Raw genomic sequence first — 17,813 nt, 5'->3', positions numbered from 1 at the left:
GCAATATTGTTACTTTTACAATGACTTTACCATCAATGCCTCATTGTTTATCCTTCATACCACACGCGATCGCTGCCTTTATCCTTTATTAGTATTTATGTACTATATTTAGATGCGTTTGCCCTGGTCCCCTGATGGCTTAATTGATTTTCGCAATCCGATTTCTGGCAGTAACACCCTCAACGGTGGCACTGGTGATGATCGCTTAAATGCTAGTTTTTCAACAGGCAATAATCAGCTCTCTGGTGGCACTGGTGAGGATATTTTGATTGCTTATTATTCAACAGACAATAATCAGCTCTCTGGCGGCACTGGTAATGATTCTCTCTCCGTTTCTGGCGGCTACAGGTCTTTCAGGGAGGTTGGAATACTTTATGCCTCTGGCAGTAACACCCTCAACGGTGACGCTGGTGATGATCGCTTAGATGCTAGTTTATCAACAGGCAATAACACTCTCAACGGTGGTACTGGTAACGATACCTTAAATGCTAGTGTTTCATCCGGCAATAACCTACTCAATGGTGGCGATGGCAATGACTTTTTCTATGTAACAACCCCAGATGATAATTCCCTCTTGGTAAACGGCCGATATCCTTTAGTGACTCAAACAGTAGATGGAGGTATTGGTGATGATTTGTTGTCCGGCTATTACAGCTATGCTTCCAAAAAAATCACCTCAACTTTCAATGCGACTACTAACAGTGGCTCAATTACGGCGGACATGTATCGAGTTAATTACAAGAATATTGAACGATTAAATATCACGGGTACACAGTACGATGACTTGATTGTGGGGAGCAATGGCAACGATACGCTCTCTGGGGCCTATGGTGGCAATGATACGATAGATGGGGGTAAGGGTAACGATTTGTTCTCGGTCGATTACTTCTCCGGCAATTTTATTATTTACAGTTATGACAGTTCTGCTACTGGAGGAATCATAACTAGATTCAATGCGACTACTAACAGTGGCTCAATTACGGCGGGCACGAAGAATCGAATTAGTTACAAGAATATCGAACAATTAAATATCAGTGGTACAGACTACAATGACTTGATTATAGGGAACAATGGCAACGATACGCTCTCTGGGGGCTATAATGGCAATGATACGATAGATGGGGGTAAAGGTAACGATTTATTGTCCGTCTTTTACAATTCTGATGAAGGAATCACAACTACATTCAATGCCACTACTAATATTGGCTCAATTACGGCGGGCACGAATGGAGTTAGTTACAAGAATATTGAACAATTAAATATCATTGGTACACAGTACGATGACTTGATTGTAGGGAGCAATGGCAACGATACGCTCTCTGGGTACTTTCGTGGCAATGATACGATAGATGGAGGTAAGGGTAACGATACGATAGATGGGGTCTCTGGCAATGGTATCATAGATGGGGGTAAGGGTGACGATTTATTGTCCGTCTCTTACAGCTCTGATGATAAAATCACAACTACATTCAATCCTATTACTAACATTGGCTCAATTACGGGGGGCAAGAATCGAGTTAGTTACGAGAATATCGAACGATTAAATATCTCAGGTTCACGGTACGATGACTTGATTGTGGGGAACAATGGCAACGATACGCTCTCTGGGGGCTACTATGGTGGCAATGATACGATAGATGGGGGTAAGGGTGACGATTTATTGTCCGTCGATTACAGTAATTATGTTGAAGAAAAGATCACTTCGACATTCAATGCCACTAGTAACATTGGCTTAATTACCGCTGGTACTGCTCGAATTAGCTATAAGTTTATCGAACAATTAGATATCACAGGTACACAGTACGATGACTTGATTGTGGGGAGCAATGGCAATGATACCCTCAAGGGGGGTTATGGTGGCAATGATACCCTCACAGGTGGCAAAGGTAATGATAGCCTAATTGGAGGATCTGGTATAGACAGCTTTGCTTTCAATAATTTCACTGAAGGTGTTGATCGTCTTGATGACTTCAAAGCGACTAATGAACTGATTCAGGTATCGGCTGCTGGTTTTGGTGGCGGATTATCATCAGGTACACTCTTTGCAAATAAGTTTACCATCGGAGCATCTGCAACCACTAACCAAGAGCGATTTATCTACAACAGCGCTACAGGTGGATTGTTCTTTGACCTTGATGGCAGTGCGTCTGGGTTTACTCAGGTACAATTTGCACAATTATCTACTGGATTGTCACTAACCGAAAAGAATTTCGTGGTTGTCTAATCAAAATTAGCATTCTGCCATCACCAAGCGGTACGATTTGCGAGGTGTTATTTTTGGCATCTCGCAAACGATAGTGCCAATCAAATGGTACTTTCTTTCATGAAGGTAGCTTTGTCCCCAACGCCTCATTCAAGGTGTAGACATCTCCAATTTTGATCCTGTTCCCAATAAATCATGCCATCCATTCATACCATTTCACGAAAAATCTGATACAGATATAAACCTTGAAAGCATTGCTGTATCTAAGTCTTTTAATTGCGTACAGCCCTTTGGGCATGAAAACAGCGTAGCGGAGCGTAGCCCATTGCGAATTGCGTTAGCGGAGCGGGGCGTTAGCCCATTGTGAATTGGTATCAGTCCACTGCGGCGCATTTGACACCAGTTGAACAAATTTGTTCGGATCAACATCCTCAAACTCCAGCATCACGCCGCAACGCTCATTAATCCTTAGGGTACTGAGTAATTCTTTAACAACTGGAGTTTAGACTAAAAGCAGGCGATCGTTAACAAAGGAGTATAGGTGTCGTTAGTATAAAATTTTGAAAGGACAGTCTGCGGTTAACACAGACTCCCTTCGCCGGAAGATGAGAGAAGAACCACCAACTCTCAGCTGCCAATATGAAACTTGCCAAACTTGAAGAATTTCGTCAAGCCGCTTATGAGCATTTAGGTAGAGCGCATGATGTGACTTTTGAGCTGACGGATGCAATATTGCTGACTCGTAACGCCTACAGTTTGGCAGATTTATCGCTATCACCAGTATTTAGACGGAAGTGGCCAAGCATCTACGAGGCATTACAAGATAGCAGACCACAGCGACAAAAATTGATGCAGTTATACATCAAACAGATGTCAACGCAAAGCCGTCCGTTGTTAGCAGGCGACCACACTGCCTGGTCGCGCCCGGATGCAGTCACTCTACAGGAGAGGACAATTGAACACAGCAGCGCCACAGTACCTGGAAATAAACCGATTACTATTGGTCAGGGATATAGCACGATTGCGTGGATACCAGAAGATTCAGGCAGTTGGGCGTTACCCTTGAGACATGAGCGAATCAGCAGTTGGGAAAACCCGATACAGAAGGCAACTTGGCAGCTGCAACAAGTGTGTGAACATTTACCAACTAGACCAATTTCGGTTTGGGATAGTGAGTATGGCTGCGCTCATTTCGTTTTGAAGACGGCCAACATTAGAGCAGATATTTTGGTACGTTTGCGTTCAAACCTGTGTTTGTGGGGGGCACCGCCACCATATTCTGGCAAAGGGCGACCTAGGAAGCATGGTGACAAATTCAAACTGAATGAATCCTCTACATGGAGCGAAGTTACTCAAAGTTTAGAAGTGAACCATCCCAAGCTAGGACATATTTTGGTAAGCTTGTGGTCAAATTTACACTTCCGTAAAACTGCTACACGCCCGATGTCTCTCATCAGAGTTAAACGTCTAGATGAGCAAGGTAACTTGAGGGTATCAAAACCTTTGTGGTTGGCTTGGGTAGGAGAAGAAATGCCTCCATTATCTGAAGTTTGGCAACTCTACTTGCGGCGCTTTACTGTTGACCACTGGTATCGTTTTTTGAAGCAACGCCTACACTGGACGCTTCCTAAGCTCAGTACCCCTAAGCAATGTGAGCGTTGGAGTGACCTGATGCCTCTGATGACTTGGGAATTGTGGCTGGCGCGTGATATCGTTGCCGATAACCCTTTACCTTGGCAAAAGTCATTAGACAAAATGACCCCAGGAAGGGTTGCTCAAGCGATATACAGAGTATAGATTAGCCAGATAAACGAACTAAAGCCAGAGAGTAGGCTCCTAAATTAAAAGCTTTTCTCAACAACAATTGTTGAGTGATGTTAGTATTTTGCACTCCATCTGCATTTAGGTAAAAAATAGGCAAAATATTCGGGAGTTTGATTTTTGACATACCTGTTAAAGTAAGTTCGGCAGGTTTAGCTGATTTGTTGATTAACAATAAAGAACGTCTTCCGTCAGCATTTCTGACTGCCATTGCTTCTATACTAGAGCGATCGCTTTTTGTCTGCATGACTGTACCTGTTAAATACTTTACTCCCCAGGCAAATACAGTGGCGGCAGGTCGCAAACGATTTTCGGAGTCAATCATGCCGTAAATTCCGTCTTTGAGATGCCAGGAGGTTGCCATATCTACACCCGCTTCTGCTAGATGTTTGAGTACGGAAGCAAACCAAACTGCCCCAATGTAAGTATTTTGACGCTTCTCACCCGATTCCCAAGAGTAGTTAATGTTATATTCGCCTAGTAATAAGGGTATATGACGCTGGGGAATATATTTTTTGGTAATTGCCCGGAATTCTCGCACTTGTTGACCGTAATTCGGCGTGTAAGCCATGATTTTATCGGTAGACTCGTTAGCATCACCGCTTGCATAACGATGCCAAGAGATAAAGTCTACATTAGAAGCGCAACTTTGCAGAAATGATGCGAGTCGGGTTGATTCATCCCAAGTGAGGACGGGACCACCAATTTTAATTTTGGGGTCTTTGGCTTTCATTGCTTGAGCAACTTTGTTGTAGATAACCCATAGTTCGTCAAGCTTTCCGGCTTTGTGATAGCGCACATCCTGTTCGTTAAGTGGTTCCCAATACAGTATCTTGCGAGATAGACGTTGATTGAGAATTACCACCAACTCTGCACAGAAAGCTGCATAGTTGTCATATTCTGAGGGGTCTAGCAGACCATCTGGAGTTTGTTGCATCCACTTAGCCCAACCGGGGATATTTTGAATAATGGTGGTTTTTTGGGGATAGGATGCATCGTAACCTGCTTGAATTTTGGTTATATCCCAGGTTTTAGTTGCTGGATTTGACCAGCGATCGCTCAATTCACCATGATGGATGCGAATTAATTTAATATTTAACTGAGATAATAATTTTTGGTATGCAGTGTCTCGCGCACGTTCGGGTGTGGTAATTTCATAATCATTAGAACCAAAGGTATTGACTGTGGATTTAGCTATTGATGTTTGCCAATCCACACTAACTCTGACTGATTTTGTATCTTGCTGTAGCTGGGAGATTGCATGCCATAGCGATGCTGCTGCGGCACTTGATACTCCCATCAAAACATCTCTTCGTCGCATAATACTTATTGATTTATAGCGATTCCCACATTCATGAGGTACAGAATATTGAATTAACCGCAGATGAAGATAGATAAACGCAGATGGACGCAGATAAATTTCTACCTCAGCAGACTAGGAAACGCTATATCAAAGCATCATGCAAGCGGTGCGTATAAGGTCTAGCTGTAGTTTCCACGTCATTAACTACCAAAGCTAAAATTGATGCCTGATGTTGGATCAATTGTTCGAGGCTATCATGAACCAAACTACTATGACTTATACTCGGTCGAACAACGAACAATACATTGGGAATTTGGACTGTCATTAATGCTGTAGCAGTTGTGGAACTCACAGGAGCAGTATCAACTAGAACATAATCATACTCCCCATGAGATTCGGCATCTGTCAGGGCTTGTTGAAAACGTCCCCCGGATATCATCTCCAGAATTTTGCCGTGTTGTGGGATGGCAGGCAATAAATCTAAATTACGTTCTATGGAAATGGGCGTTAGAGTGCTGTTAAGCTGTTTAGTGTAACCTAATTTGTGAGTAAGTTCTGCCTGGAAAAAATCTCCATCCACCATTAGTACCCGAAAACCTAAATCTACTAATGCCCTTGCTAACCCCAAGGTAACAGTTGTTTTACCTTCACCTTCCATTGCACTGGTAATCAATAAATGACGGTTATTTAGAGGTTGCAAGCTGACTGCGGAAGCAAGACGTTGAAAGAAGTTGACCTTTCTATCATCTAGTTGCGATTTCAGTTCAGTATTTTTGAGTCGAGGGATAGAGACAACTATCGGAAACTTCATGTATTCCAAGTCTTGAGGACTCAACAGCGGGTTGCGTTTTTCTAGAAGTAATACTAGGGCAATGCTGCCAATTATTCCTGCCAATAAAGCATTCAACACCATTAACGATAATTTGGGAGAAACAGGCTTGCTATCAACTCTGGCTGCATCTAATATTTCAACATTGGGATAAACATCAAAGATATCAATATTAGTTTGCTGCACTTGGGCAACTAAACCTTTATAAACACCTTCTGCTATTTCAAAACTGCGTTGAAATTCAGCTAAACGTTCTTGTTGAGCGGGTATAGAATTTAAATTAGCTTTGAGCTGGTTTAGTTGACTTTGTATTTGTTCAGCGAGACGTTGCTGACCGTTAGCTTCTGTTTCTGCTAAAATTAACTGTTCGATTAAACTGGCACGTCCTTCTCCTTGACTATTGAGTGTGGTGTCGATAGAACTACCAGCAGCAGTTTGGTTAACTTGGCTTTGCATCTGGCTCAATAATGCTTGCTTCTGTTGCAAAAGTTCTTTAACAACAGGATGGTCATCAGTATATTTAGTACGTTTTTGAACTAAATCAGCTTCTACTTCTGATAGTTTGCCTCTAATAAATTGGTAATCTTTATTTTCACCCAAACTCAAAGAACTAATAGCTTTATTTGGTGACATTCGCAGACGATTTGATAAAGTAGCAACTCTATTTTTACTATATTCAGCTTGGGACTGTGCCTGTAATTGAGCTTTAGTTAAACTATCAATGGTACTAACAATTGCTTTTGTTTGTTCTTCAGAATCAACTAGTCCGGTAGACTGCTTAAACCTGGCTAAAGCTTGTTGTGCCAAAATCAAATTCTTTTTCGCACCTTCTAGTTCTTTTGTGCTTAACTGTCTTTTAGATGAACGGTTTGTTTGACGCAGTTCGTTGAGTCGCTGCTGAAACAAAGTTGTGAGATTATTTGCGCGTACTTTTGCCAATTCTGGACTAGAACCGTTGATGCTGATAGAAAGGATACTCGAAGTTTCTGCGAACGAAACTTTGAATAGCTTCTTGTAATCAGCTAATCTTTGGACTTGAGCTTTTTCTGGGTCTTTTGCTAGCACCCTTTCCATCAAAGTATCGCTGTTGAGAATGCTCTGCTGCATATTCAATTGACTGTTTCCACCAGTCGCATAAATATCAGAAGTACCATTTTTCAAGGAACCCAAAATGCCTAAATTGGCATCCAAATTACCATTTGCTCCATTAACTGTAAACTGTGTTGTTGCCTTCCAAACACGGGGCGAAAACGTAGCGGTGGCAGCAGTTGCTCCCAATATTAGTATGTTCCACAATATTAGGGGCTTCCAATGCCTAATGAAGATCGCTGCTATTTCAACCATAAAATTAATACCAAATTATTATTTTATAAAAATGTACTACTTTCGATAGATGCAAATAGATATACAAATTTTATTTTGAAGTTTTTTAGACTGAAAGTTGTTCCCAACTAGTAATATTCAACTTCTGCTGCCTTACTTCTACCAAGATAGCCCCCAACCAAACAAAAAAGAACCAAAAAGAAATCGCCATCCAAGTTAAATTAGTTGCTTGACACAATATATATAGAGCTATCAAGCTGGCAAATGCCTGTTGGCAAATGCGGTTTTCTCGCATAGCTGGCTCCCAAAAGCTAGACGCAGTTAAAAATAATGCTGTAATAAAAAAAACAAATCCAAACAGTCCGTGTACGTAAAGCACTTGTGCGTAGGAAGAAAATGTTCCTAAGGGAAGCTCAAACGCTCCATTTCCCCAAGACACTGTTTTGTCAAGAATTCCCCACCCTACCCACGGTGATTCTTTCCATGCATCAATAGTAGCATTAACAACATACTCCCGATCTTTGGATGAGTCAACACGAATGCTGTTAAAAGTTTTTAGGGGGGCATTTATAACATCTTGTAAAGCTAAACCCAAAATGGCACACAAAAAAGAAGTAAAAGATGCTACCCATAAAGAACCTTGTCGAGCCAAACCACTACGGAAACAACCAATAATTACAAATACTAAGGGAAAGCATATCCAAGCTAGACGACTCTGAGAAATTACCAAAGCAATTAAGTATCCTGATAAAGCAAATTTACGCAAGCGATCACTACTTTCACTCAAGCAAATAAAGAAGCATAAAAGGGCACAAACCCCCAAAATAGGAGGGTCTGCGGTGTACAAATCTGTCCGAGGTAAGGGAATACCAAAAAACGGCTGAATGGTAGCAAACTTCACCATCAAACTGACTTTCTCACCCGGAATTAAACGAGTTAAAGGCGGTAAAAAAGGTTCTTGAGAACCGAGCGCCAAAAGTATTACTATCTGAATAGCAAGAAGTGCTAAATAGCTTATTGCCATCCAAGATACAGCCCGCACAATCACTTTTACTCTGATGCGATGCCAAAATGGTACAGTCATGCAGGCGAATATCATCAAGTAGCCCTTAAATAGAGTAAAGAATGTGGCTGCTGTTCTCAAAGGATTAAAGCCTATTTGTTCCAAACCCAAAATATTTGTCCAAAGTGCAGCTAAAATCATTGCTAACCATGCCCAATTGCAAATTGGTAGGGATTTTTTGGTCAGCTTGTCGAGCTTAAAACCAGCAACTAATAGAAATGCACTAACAACTGGATAGACAATAGTTTGTACTCCCAGCAACCACCAAAGGGGCGTCAGTACAATAGTCCAATAAATTATTTGTTCTGCAAATGATAGCGCTTGCAGTTTAAACTCAGATTGTTTGGAGGTAATTTTACTAGGGCGGCTAAATTCCAGCATTCTTTAAATTCTTGAAGTTTTCTAGGCTAATGCTTTTGTTGGTACACCCAACACTTGTAAATATTTTTCGGCACAAGTTTCTGAGGTAAATTGATTGAGCCAACTGAAATCTACTTTCTTGATATTGCCAGCGAGAACATTTAAAATAGCCTCAGCCATTGCCTTAGAGTCACCAACTGATGTTAAGTCACCATACTTACCCGAAGCCAATATTTCAGATGGACCACTTTCGCAATTTGTAGACACTACTGGAGTTCCTACAGCTAATGCTTCTACAAGTACATTGCCGAAACCTTCCCAAGCAGAAGACAAAACAAAAACTGCGGCTTTTGCCATGTAAGCGTAAGCGTTATCCGCAAAACCCAGCATGGCAACATCCTCTTCTAAGCCTAATTCGCGAATCAAATTATTCAGACTATCTGCTTCTGGTCCCTCCCCTAAAATTACTAACCGACTGCGACGTACTTGCCGCACTTGGGCAAAGGCACGTATTAAGGTAGGATAATCTTTCTGTGGATATAACCTTCCTACTGCCAAAATAACCGACGGTTCTCCAGGTTGAAACCACGGGTGATTAACTGGTTCTTTTGCCTTTGTAAATATCTCAGGAGTTACAACTGGATTGTAGATTACATCAATCCGCTTTCTTGGTAAGTGAGTTACATTAGCTAAGTCCTCAGCTACTCCTTGGGAAACAGCCACAATAGCATCTGCCCAAGGGTAAAAAAGTTTTACTGCTAAAGGTGTTAAACGTACTGAAAGTTGTGGGATGCGTTTTGCTTCTTGAGAAAGATTATTGTGTTCAGATACTACTATTCGTGTCGATACCCTAGCAATACGCTTTGCTAAAATGGCTATCTCGCAAGGATAGTGTAGCGCTGCCAGCATACTTACAGGACGCTCTCGCTGCAAGTATTGAATTAATTTAGGCAAGATGCCAAGCTTAGATTGTGCGTTTAAATCTATCAGTCGAATTCCTACTGGCAACTGTTCTAATAAAGAACCTTCTGCCTTGGCAACTACCATATCAACTGTAAGTTTTTGCAGCAAAAAATTATGGGCTAAATTCAGCATTCCTCGTTCAGCACCACCTCCATAAAGACAACGCAAAAAAATGGCGATATCAGGCTTATATTTAGGCATCATCATTAATTAAATGTATTTTATGCTCTGCTAATCATTTTTGAAAGTTGGGAATATGGCGATAGGCAAAATAGTAAATCAACTCATAATTTGTATTAACCAGAAATTACATTTACCATTTTTTCAGCAATTTTTTCCCAATTGAACTGCTGTTCGATTTTACGTTGAGCTAGATGTGACATAGACGTTAATAGGTTAGGATTGCTTAACAGATAAATAATTTTATTAGCTAAATTTTCAGGTGTGAGTTGCTCAATCACAGAACCATTAATATTATTTTCAACAATTTCAGGCATTCCATCCTTAGCAGATACGACACAGGGAACACCATAATTCATTGCCTCTATTAAAAATGTTGGAAAAGGGTCACAATAAGCAGGAGCAACTACTAAATCAGTATTTTGGAAAAAATTATGGATTTCTGTACTTGAAACATGTCCTGGATTAATTATTCCCTCAATATCGTGAGATATTTTTTTGCCAACAAATACTAATGTGGCTTCTGGTATAGTTTTTCTGACGACTTCAAAAGCAGATAAAACTAAATCTCCACCTTTTCTTTCAAAATCTGAGCCATTGAATAATATTTGTTTGCTACCAAAAGTCTTTTTTACAGATAACGGCTCTAAAAAATCACCTGAAGAACCAACCACTGTAATTTTAGTATTATCAATTTCATAATCTTTAATTAAAGACTGTTTACTAATATTATTCATGCAAAACAGGTGTTTTGCTTTGCTATAGAATAGCCGTTCGCATTCAAACCAAGAATCGCGATGTCCAGGAGTCAAAAAATAAGCCCATGAAGACCAGTTCTTTTCTGCTAAAGCTGTTGTGTAGTCTAAGTAAGCTACATAAGGAATATCAAAATTATTTCTAAAAGGACTATAAGTACCAAAGACTTGAAAAACTATATCTGGAGTATATCCTAAGTTTTTAATCTCATTTTCAGCTTGGTATGATTTCATATTAAATGCAAATTTATTTTTTTGGAAGACTGCATTTGCTTTACTATGCGAACCTGTCATTAAGCTTAAGATACCTTTGATTGCTATCTTGGGAAACCGACTTTCATACCACTCGTCATTTCTGGGGATTAATTTTATATTTTCCACATGTGCAGACAAAGCTTTAAACAGGAATTGATGCCGTTCTATAAATATCTGTTCTCCTGTAACCACCAAATTCTTAATTTTCACAATTCCTCCTACCTCAGATAGCGTAAATCAATATTTTTGTGGTAAAATACCCTAGAAACTTAAGTCTATAATTGCCCCAATTATTCAACTCACACTCTTCTAGAAGGAGATGGATAATTTTCAAAAGCATTATCTACACTATTCAAAGGTGTAAATCCTAAATGACTCATACAGAAACCTTGATTCAAATCTGTCAAACTAGGATGGATGAGTTGAGGCAGTAATTCCCAAGCTGATTTCTCCCCATATTGCTTTGGTAAATATCTGCTTGATTTCCAATTCATAAAATGTAAATACATAAGTTCTTCGCCAGATTCGGCAGTTAATTTACCCTGATGCCAGAAGTATTTATTCGGGTAGTTATAACTTCCATTAATCCAGGGAAACTCAGATAAGATAGTACTAAACCTTTCTTGAAAAAAGTGGTTTCGTTTGTATGGATTAAAGATTCCCCATAATTGTTGCAAGTAATTTGGCAGGCGTCTATACCCACGGAGTACTTTTGTAAATGCGGCTTCATCTATTCCTGCAATCAAGGGTTGAGCCATTCGTTCCTGCCAATTTGGTATTTTGCGAAAAGCATTTACCCAGAGTTCATGGTTTTTTATCAGAAAAAGATGCCCGGAAACTCTATTACCGTGAGTGGAAATTGTATTATAACGAAGAACTTCATCTGTATAGAAAGCTCGTAAATTTCCGTATATCACATCAACATCACCGAAACCAAAATAATCATATCCCTCTAGATATTCTTGATGAATTATTCCATACGCAGGTCTGAGATTACAGATTGTATAGGTAGAATCTGTTTCAAAAATTATACCTAAGCGCTTAGACGCTAGCTGTTTATATTCTTGAAAGCTCATACTAACAAATCGAACATTAGTTGGTGGATTCTCAGGTACAGGACAATCTGTAAAGAATAGCCAATCAACTGTTGGGTTCCAACGACACGACTCTAAATAAAGCGGAAACCATTCTGGCCATTTTCCAAAATATGGCATTAAAAAAATGATTTTTTTCGGAATATTTTTAGAAGATAACATGAGGTAAATTAATGTTTGAGTGCTAACGACTATGAAGCTTGGTTTTCAAACGATTTAATAATCGATTGAGTCTTGTTTGATATAGGTAAAAATGTTGAGGTATGAAAATGCGTATACCTATAATATAACTTGTAATAAATACAAATGGTCTAAATAATAAAGGCAAATATAGTGAAATAACAATACCTGGGATAATCAATAAAAGGGGAAAAAAGTATGGATAAATAAACTTTTTTAATGACCAAGATAGTTTTTGGCAAGCTACCCACCACCAGTAAATAGTCCAGCCAAATCCTAATACTATTGCCACTGCCAAACTAACTCCAAATATTCCACCCTGATGAGCGCCAACAATAAAGCTAATAACTGCAATAGGTGCTATTTGGAGATTAACTTTGGCGTTAATATCAGGACGGCCTTTGGCAACTAACATGGAATACAGGGAGGAATTGATGACGCGGAAGTAAGAAAAAAATATTAATCCTGGAATGACAGTACAAATAGGTATCCATTTTGCTCCAAAAACTAATGTCACTACTTGTGGGTCGATCATTAAAAAAATTAAGGTGTAGATGGGAGCAGTAAAAATGGCGGTTTCTGTTACTACTTTTATTAGTACAATCTCTTGCTCTTTATCATCTGAAATTTGGGCAAAAATTGGCATCCCTAGTTGATTGAGTACAGCACTAAAAATTGTTGATAACACCGTGGTCAATTGATAGGCAAGGTTGTAGAAGCCTAGATTAGTACTGCCTAGTAGTTTACCAACAGTGAAGTTATCAATATTAAAATTTGCATATAAACCGAAACTTGAACCAACCGAACCTAAATAGAAAGATAGAACTTCAGATTTGACTTCTGGATCAATGCAAAGATGAAATTTTTGTCTTGAGTAGTACCGACCTAAAACACAATTAACAATCCAAGAAGCGCTATCACCAATGAGAAATGACCAATACTTAAGCCCCAAAAAGGCAGCCCCAATTGTAAATAACAATCGCGTTATGGAGCTAGCTAGGTTAATATTAGCGATCGCTTGATATTTCATCTGTCGTGTCATCACGGCAAAATAAACATAGCTAGCAGAAGACAATAGCAGATTAAACGCGAAGCCTATTAATATCCAGGTTAGAATTGGTTCTTGGAAAAAGATTGCCACAAAAGGGGCTATTGCTACCACCCCTAGTCCGAGAACTAAGCCAACTATTAAGCTGATCGTGTAGGCGGTGTTAACGTATTTAGGGTTTTCTATACCCTTATAAATGATGAAAGCGCCTGCTGTGTCTTGAGTAAAGAGTGTAAAAAAAGACCAAAAGACATAAGCAATACCAACGACACCGAAGTCGGATGGTTGTAGTAGCCGCGCTAAAATTAGGCTGCTGAGAAAAGCAAAAATACGGGTGATAAAGGTGGCATAAGTAATCCACAAGCTACTTTTCAGTAGAGTAGTTGTCTTCATAATGGGTTCTTCACCTGCACTGACTTTGCAGGAGTAAGCGATCGCGCGATCGCTAGTTTTGCTAGCGGTGACAAACGCACAGATAATAGGGTAAGGAGCGATCGCATATCTCGATAGAAAATTGACTTGTCGCAAATCAAAGCATGGTCAATAAAATCACGCGCTGTTTCTATATCACCACCCTGAAGGCACAACCGCGCCAAATAGCGGTACATATAAGCGTAAGCTGTTGGTAACATTGGTTTTATCAACTCTGGCGATCGCCGATAAGCACTCTGAATTACCTGTTCACCAGAAATCCGCATTTGCACGAGATTGAAAGACAGTCCAGAAGCCCGAACGCGATAGTAGCATAAAATACGCTTCTCTCGATAAAAACCCCATTTCTGCGTTGCCGCTATCCGCAACCAAAAATCGACATCTTCCCAACTGCGTAAGTCTTCATCAAACTCCCCAACCTCATCCACCAAACATCGACGAAACACTCCATTAGAACCATGACCGACGAAATTTTTGCATAACAAAGCCAACATCGGATTTGAATGTACTGGTTTGCCGCTCAAGCTAATCAACGTTGGTCGTCCATCGTCGCGAATTGTCTGCGAGGCACTGTAAACCACTCCAACATCAGCATCTCTATCTAAGCGAGCCACATGAGTTGCTAATTTATCTTTGTGGTAAACATCATCACCATCCAGCAAGGCAATATATTTACCTCGCGCATGACGGATGCCATAGTTGCGTGCTGATGACAAACCCCCGTTTGATTTCTGCAATAGTTGAAAGCGTGAATCTCGCTGGCAAAATTTTTCCACTATAGCTGCGGTATCATCGCTAGAACCGTCATCAACTACCAATACCTCAAAGTTTGGAAAAGTTTGCAATTGTAGTGAAATCAGCGTTTCTTGAATGTAGCCGCTAACATTATAAGCGGGGACTACAACACTAACCTTTGGTATAGTAAGCATTATTAAGATCCTTGAAACTCCAAACCACAAAAATTAGCTATCAAAGACAACTTTCCCAATTTCGTTATCTAAAAGGTCTAAAATCCTACTGTCCAATGCTAATTGAATGATGTAGTGCAGCGCTGAATCAATGAAATGAATATTACTTTCAAAGCTCGAATTATCCATCTATACCTGGCATGAGTTCTACTCGTAGTGGTGATGCATTAGACATTGCTAAAGCAATGTGTAATGCAAAAGCTGGATTTCCTAGCAAATAACGAGCTGCTAGGCGTTTTGGTTCGCGAGTGAGACGATAGAGCCACTCAAAACCCATATTAGATATCAAATGCGGACAATCAGAGACTACTTCAGCCATGCGATCAATAATCGCTCCACCAAGCATGATGGCATTAACCTGCAAGCTACTGCGATGCTTTTGCACCCACGATTCTTGAATTGGCATTCCCATGCCTACAACCAAAACATTCGGCTTTACTTGATTAATTTGCTCAATTACAGCTTGATTTGCCTCTGGGTCTTCTTTGTCGAAATATCCATGATGTCCAGCAAAACAAACATTCGGATACTTGACTTTCAAACGCTCAAGCGCAATTTGTAAATATTCGAGTTTTCCTCCAAGAAAAAATACTGAAAACCTATGTTGGTTGCAACTTTCCAAGAGTTTGGGCATTAACAATGTGTACGAGGCTCGGTAATCTAAGGGTAAATCCAACCCCATATAAGCGATCGCCTTTAATATTCCCACGCTGTCACAGTTGGCAATTTCTACACTTTGCAAAAACTCGTAATACCACGGCAATTGCATCGATAAGTTAAAGCTGTGGATATTGTAATTCGCTACAGTTATTTTATTGCCTTCAATACATGCCCTCTGAACTGCCTCGACAATTGAAGGGATAGTCATACAATTTATCCGTCGTTCCAATAAATACACTGTAAATGCTCTTTTATTTACAGTAACATTTATTTCTTTGTTCTGCGTTATTGCAGATTGAACTTTGACATTGTGAAAAACACGTAGGCTAGAGTAAGGAGAAACTCTAATCCCACGCAATAATATACTTAGTAATTGCGTCATGAGATGCTATTTGATTCTTTAAAAACGGCAATGATTCAGTAGAAGCACTTATCCCTATGTAACTACCTTAGTTTAATCTCTGAGCAAATATTATAAAGCTATTGAAACAACACAGAGAATTTATACAACACTCGCTCCGAACAAAGATTAAGTAAATTTCGGAATTTTGACTGCTTTTGACAATAAGTCTTGCGTATATTTACATAAGAGTCGAATTTCGCTCTTAAGCTGACTATAACTGTAAATATCATGTATAACTTCTCTAATATCTCGCGTATCAATCCATCAATTCTAGATAATTCCTACACTGACCAGAAAGCAACACTTGCAGTTCATCCCTCTGTAACAAGCAAAGTGAAGCGCCTGATTGATGTCTTGGGAGCTGTAGTTGGGTTAGGTATCACAGCGCTAGTCGCAATTCCAGTCGCTCTGTCCATAGCGCTGGATAACCCAGGTCCCATCTTCTATAGCCAAACGCGCCGTGGTCTTTCCGGACGCACCTTCAAAATCTGGAAATTCCGCTCTATGGTGACTGGCGCTGAGCAACTCAAGCATCTAGTCAAAAACGAAGCGTCGGGTCACATCTTCAAAAATGAGAACGACCCTCGTATTACACGTGTAGGCAAGTTTCTCCGCCGCACCAGCTTAGATGAACTTCCCCAGTTTTGGAACGTGCTGATGGGAGACATGAGTTTAGTCGGCACGCGTCCACCCACTAATGATGAAGTGATGCACTACTCAAACTACCACTGGAAACGGTTGGATATTAAACCAGGCATTACCGGTGAATGGCAGGTAAATGGTCGCTCCAGTGTCAAAGACTTTGAAAATATCGTTAGCATGGACCTGGACTACCAAGGCAAGTGGTCTATTGCTTACGATATTAATCTGATTCTGAAGACCCTAAAGATCGTGTCAAACAAGAGTGGCGCTTGCTAAGGCATCCGTGAGAGGTTAAGATAATTGCACATTTGTCAAGAAGGTGCGGGAAAAGGCTATAGATCCAGCTTTGAAAGTGGCTTTCGCAGATATTTAACTACACCTAAGTCTTGATTCTCTGGGGCAGGGCGAACGCATCTAAAGTACTCTCGATCGCGGACTAGATTAAGAACCAACGAAAAAATCAGTATTTCTCGTTTGGTTTATTTTCCAAACCTCAAAGCGATCGCAACCTGACTCACACCTCCCCAACCCAGGCTTCGGGCTTCCATTGCTGCCCAAATACGCCGTGTTTTCTCGTTCAAACTAGATGCAGAATACCAGTAAATACATGAGCCGGGTAATCGCACTATTTAATCAAGCAGGAGGGGTTGGCAAAACGACCCTAACTATGAACCTGGGCTATCAACTGCAATTGCATGGTTACAAAGTTCTTCTCATTGACCTCGACCCCCAGGGTTCCTTAACTTCATTTATGGGCATTGAGCCAGAAAGCTTAGAAAAAACTCCTTTTGACGCACTCATCAATGAGGAACCACTATTTATCCTAAAGTAATTGGAAGCCACTAACGGGACTTTGCTTTTCGCCAACCCAAGAGTTTAATAAATACTGTGTGGTAGGAGGCTAATACTTGGGGCTGTAATCCATTGCCTGTAAGAGTTTCAGGTACTTTACGGTGAAAGCTATTCATCGTTCAACCTGTAAATAAAATTAATAAATACTCCAGTTCTTGTAGCGATACATACCCAAGATTTGCGCTCTCCTACCAATTTTACTTAAAAATGCCTGAACCCTATATATAGTAAGAGTTTCCAGCTCATCTTGCAGGTTTTTACTTGTATCTCGGCTCAATACCAACTAAATGTTAAATTAAGTACAGTGGGCAGGTAAACTAATTGAATTATAAGCTGTGTTTAAGTATTATTTACGTAACTGTTCACAGGATCTGAAACGCTACAATCAAAAATGGGTTACTGAGATGGTAGATTAAAATGCATGGATGAAAACTGCCTCGCCTACGGAATTGAAATTTCGGATTCAGATTGGGAAAAAA

13 protein-coding genes are annotated in these 17,813 nt (G+C 40.1%); 4 read left to right on the top strand and 9 right to left on the bottom strand.

The window, feature by feature from the left end; genetic code table 11:
* The first annotated feature begins 112 nt into the window (after nucleotides 1-112).
* Both LC608_RS33735 and LC608_RS33730 read left to right on the top strand, forming a co-directional pair.
* Nucleotides 113-2,224: a calcium-binding protein gene (locus LC608_RS33735; protein ID WP_229557729.1), complete on the top strand. Its 2,112-nt coding sequence runs from the start codon at nucleotides 113-115 to the stop codon at nucleotides 2,222-2,224.
* Between the two features lie 618 nt (nucleotides 2,225-2,842).
* A complete protein-coding gene (locus LC608_RS33730; protein ID WP_229557728.1) occupies nucleotides 2,843-4,000 on the top strand; it encodes an NF041680 family putative transposase in 1,158 nt (385 codons plus the stop codon).
* Between the two features lies 1 nt (nucleotide 4,001).
* Here the strand turns inward: LC608_RS33730 and LC608_RS33725 are convergent, their stop codons facing one another.
* From LC608_RS33725 to LC608_RS33685, 9 genes are all read right to left on the bottom strand, one after another.
* The gene (locus tag LC608_RS33725) at nucleotides 4,002-5,345 is read right to left on the bottom strand and encodes an alpha-L-arabinofuranosidase (RefSeq protein ID WP_229557727.1); all 1,344 of its coding nucleotides are present in this window, start codon (nucleotides 5,343-5,345) and stop codon (nucleotides 4,002-4,004) included.
* 124 nt (nucleotides 5,346-5,469) lie between these two features.
* Nucleotides 5,470-7,500 (bottom strand): GNVR domain-containing protein, encoded by a 2,031-nt coding sequence (locus tag LC608_RS33720; RefSeq protein ID WP_229557726.1) that lies wholly within the window; start codon nucleotides 7,498-7,500, stop codon nucleotides 5,470-5,472.
* An 85-nt stretch (nucleotides 7,501-7,585) separates the two neighbouring features.
* Nucleotides 7,586-8,923, bottom strand: coding sequence for an O-antigen ligase (locus LC608_RS33715; RefSeq protein WP_229557725.1), 1,338 nt, complete (start codon nucleotides 8,921-8,923; stop codon nucleotides 7,586-7,588).
* 21 nt (nucleotides 8,924-8,944) lie between these two features.
* Nucleotides 8,945-10,072: a glycosyltransferase gene (locus tag LC608_RS33710; protein WP_229557724.1), complete on the bottom strand. Its 1,128-nt coding sequence runs from the start codon at nucleotides 10,070-10,072 to the stop codon at nucleotides 8,945-8,947.
* A gap of 89 nt (nucleotides 10,073-10,161) precedes the next feature.
* On the bottom strand, nucleotides 10,162-11,265 hold the full coding sequence (locus tag LC608_RS33705; RefSeq protein WP_229557723.1) for a glycosyltransferase family 4 protein: 1,104 nt from the start codon (nucleotides 11,263-11,265) through the stop codon (nucleotides 10,162-10,164).
* Between the two features lie 89 nt (nucleotides 11,266-11,354).
* Entirely contained in the window at nucleotides 11,355-12,311 is a 957-nt protein-coding gene (locus tag LC608_RS33700) for a DUF6625 family protein (RefSeq protein ID WP_229557722.1), read from the bottom strand.
* Nucleotides 12,312-12,333: 22 nt separating this feature from the next.
* Nucleotides 12,334-13,770, bottom strand: coding sequence for an oligosaccharide flippase family protein (locus LC608_RS33695; protein WP_229557730.1), 1,437 nt, complete (start codon nucleotides 13,768-13,770; stop codon nucleotides 12,334-12,336).
* Nucleotides 13,767-14,738 carry a glycosyltransferase family A protein gene (locus LC608_RS33690; protein WP_229557721.1) on the bottom strand — a complete coding sequence of 324 codons (972 nt, stop codon included), beginning with the start codon at nucleotides 14,736-14,738 and terminating at the stop codon, nucleotides 13,767-13,769. Before LC608_RS33690 ends, LC608_RS33695 begins: the two co-directional genes overlap by 4 nt.
* A gap of 160 nt (nucleotides 14,739-14,898) precedes the next feature.
* Complete coding sequence (locus LC608_RS33685) at nucleotides 14,899-15,645, bottom strand: WecB/TagA/CpsF family glycosyltransferase (RefSeq protein ID WP_229557720.1); 747 nt, start codon at nucleotides 15,643-15,645, stop codon at nucleotides 14,899-14,901.
* Nucleotides 15,646-16,068: 423 nt separating this feature from the next.
* Between LC608_RS33685 and LC608_RS33680 the strand changes: the two genes are divergently transcribed.
* Both LC608_RS33680 and LC608_RS33675 read left to right on the top strand, forming a co-directional pair.
* Nucleotides 16,069-16,758: a sugar transferase gene (locus tag LC608_RS33680; RefSeq protein WP_229557719.1), complete on the top strand. Its 690-nt coding sequence runs from the start codon at nucleotides 16,069-16,071 to the stop codon at nucleotides 16,756-16,758.
* Nucleotides 16,759-17,089: 331 nt separating this feature from the next.
* Nucleotides 17,090-17,314 (top strand): ParA family protein, encoded by a 225-nt coding sequence (locus LC608_RS33675; protein ID WP_308189967.1) that lies wholly within the window; start codon nucleotides 17,090-17,092, stop codon nucleotides 17,312-17,314.
* The last annotated feature ends 499 nt before the right edge of the window (nucleotides 17,315-17,813 follow it).

It is taken from the genome of Nostoc sp. XA010 (assembly GCF_020829625.1).
In the GTDB taxonomy this organism is placed as follows: domain Bacteria; phylum Cyanobacteriota; class Cyanobacteriia; order Cyanobacteriales; family Nostocaceae; genus Nostoc.
The sequence above is the reverse complement of the archived record's forward strand: the minus strand, read 5'-3'. Positions and strand labels throughout refer to the sequence as shown.

What these genes read in the sequence shown, in the direction of transcription:
- LC608_RS33675 (WP_308189967.1), top strand. Translation starts at nt 17,090, where the DNA reads ATGAGCCGGGTAATCGCACTATTTAATCAAGCAGGAGGGGTTGGCAAA.
- LC608_RS33710 (WP_229557724.1), bottom strand. Translation starts at nt 10,072, where the DNA reads ATGATGATGCCTAAATATAAGCCTGATATCGCCATTTTTTTGCGTTGT.
- LC608_RS33700 (WP_229557722.1), bottom strand. Translation starts at nt 12,311, where the DNA reads ATGTTATCTTCTAAAAATATTCCGAAAAAAATCATTTTTTTAATGCCA.
- LC608_RS33725 (WP_229557727.1), bottom strand. Translation starts at nt 5,345, where the DNA reads ATGCGACGAAGAGATGTTTTGATGGGAGTATCAAGTGCCGCAGCAGCA.
- LC608_RS33730 (WP_229557728.1), top strand. Translation starts at nt 2,843, where the DNA reads ATGAAACTTGCCAAACTTGAAGAATTTCGTCAAGCCGCTTATGAGCAT.
- LC608_RS33680 (WP_229557719.1), top strand. Translation starts at nt 16,069, where the DNA reads ATGTATAACTTCTCTAATATCTCGCGTATCAATCCATCAATTCTAGAT.
- LC608_RS33715 (WP_229557725.1), bottom strand. Translation starts at nt 8,923, where the DNA reads ATGCTGGAATTTAGCCGCCCTAGTAAAATTACCTCCAAACAATCTGAG.
- LC608_RS33720 (WP_229557726.1), bottom strand. Translation starts at nt 7,500, where the DNA reads ATGGTTGAAATAGCAGCGATCTTCATTAGGCATTGGAAGCCCCTAATA.
- LC608_RS33735 (WP_229557729.1), top strand. Translation starts at nt 113, where the DNA reads ATGCGTTTGCCCTGGTCCCCTGATGGCTTAATTGATTTTCGCAATCCG.
- LC608_RS33695 (WP_229557730.1), bottom strand. Translation starts at nt 13,770, where the DNA reads ATGAAGACAACTACTCTACTGAAAAGTAGCTTGTGGATTACTTATGCC.
- LC608_RS33690 (WP_229557721.1), bottom strand. Translation starts at nt 14,738, where the DNA reads ATGCTTACTATACCAAAGGTTAGTGTTGTAGTCCCCGCTTATAATGTT.
- LC608_RS33685 (WP_229557720.1), bottom strand. Translation starts at nt 15,645, where the DNA reads ATGACTATCCCTTCAATTGTCGAGGCAGTTCAGAGGGCATGTATTGAA.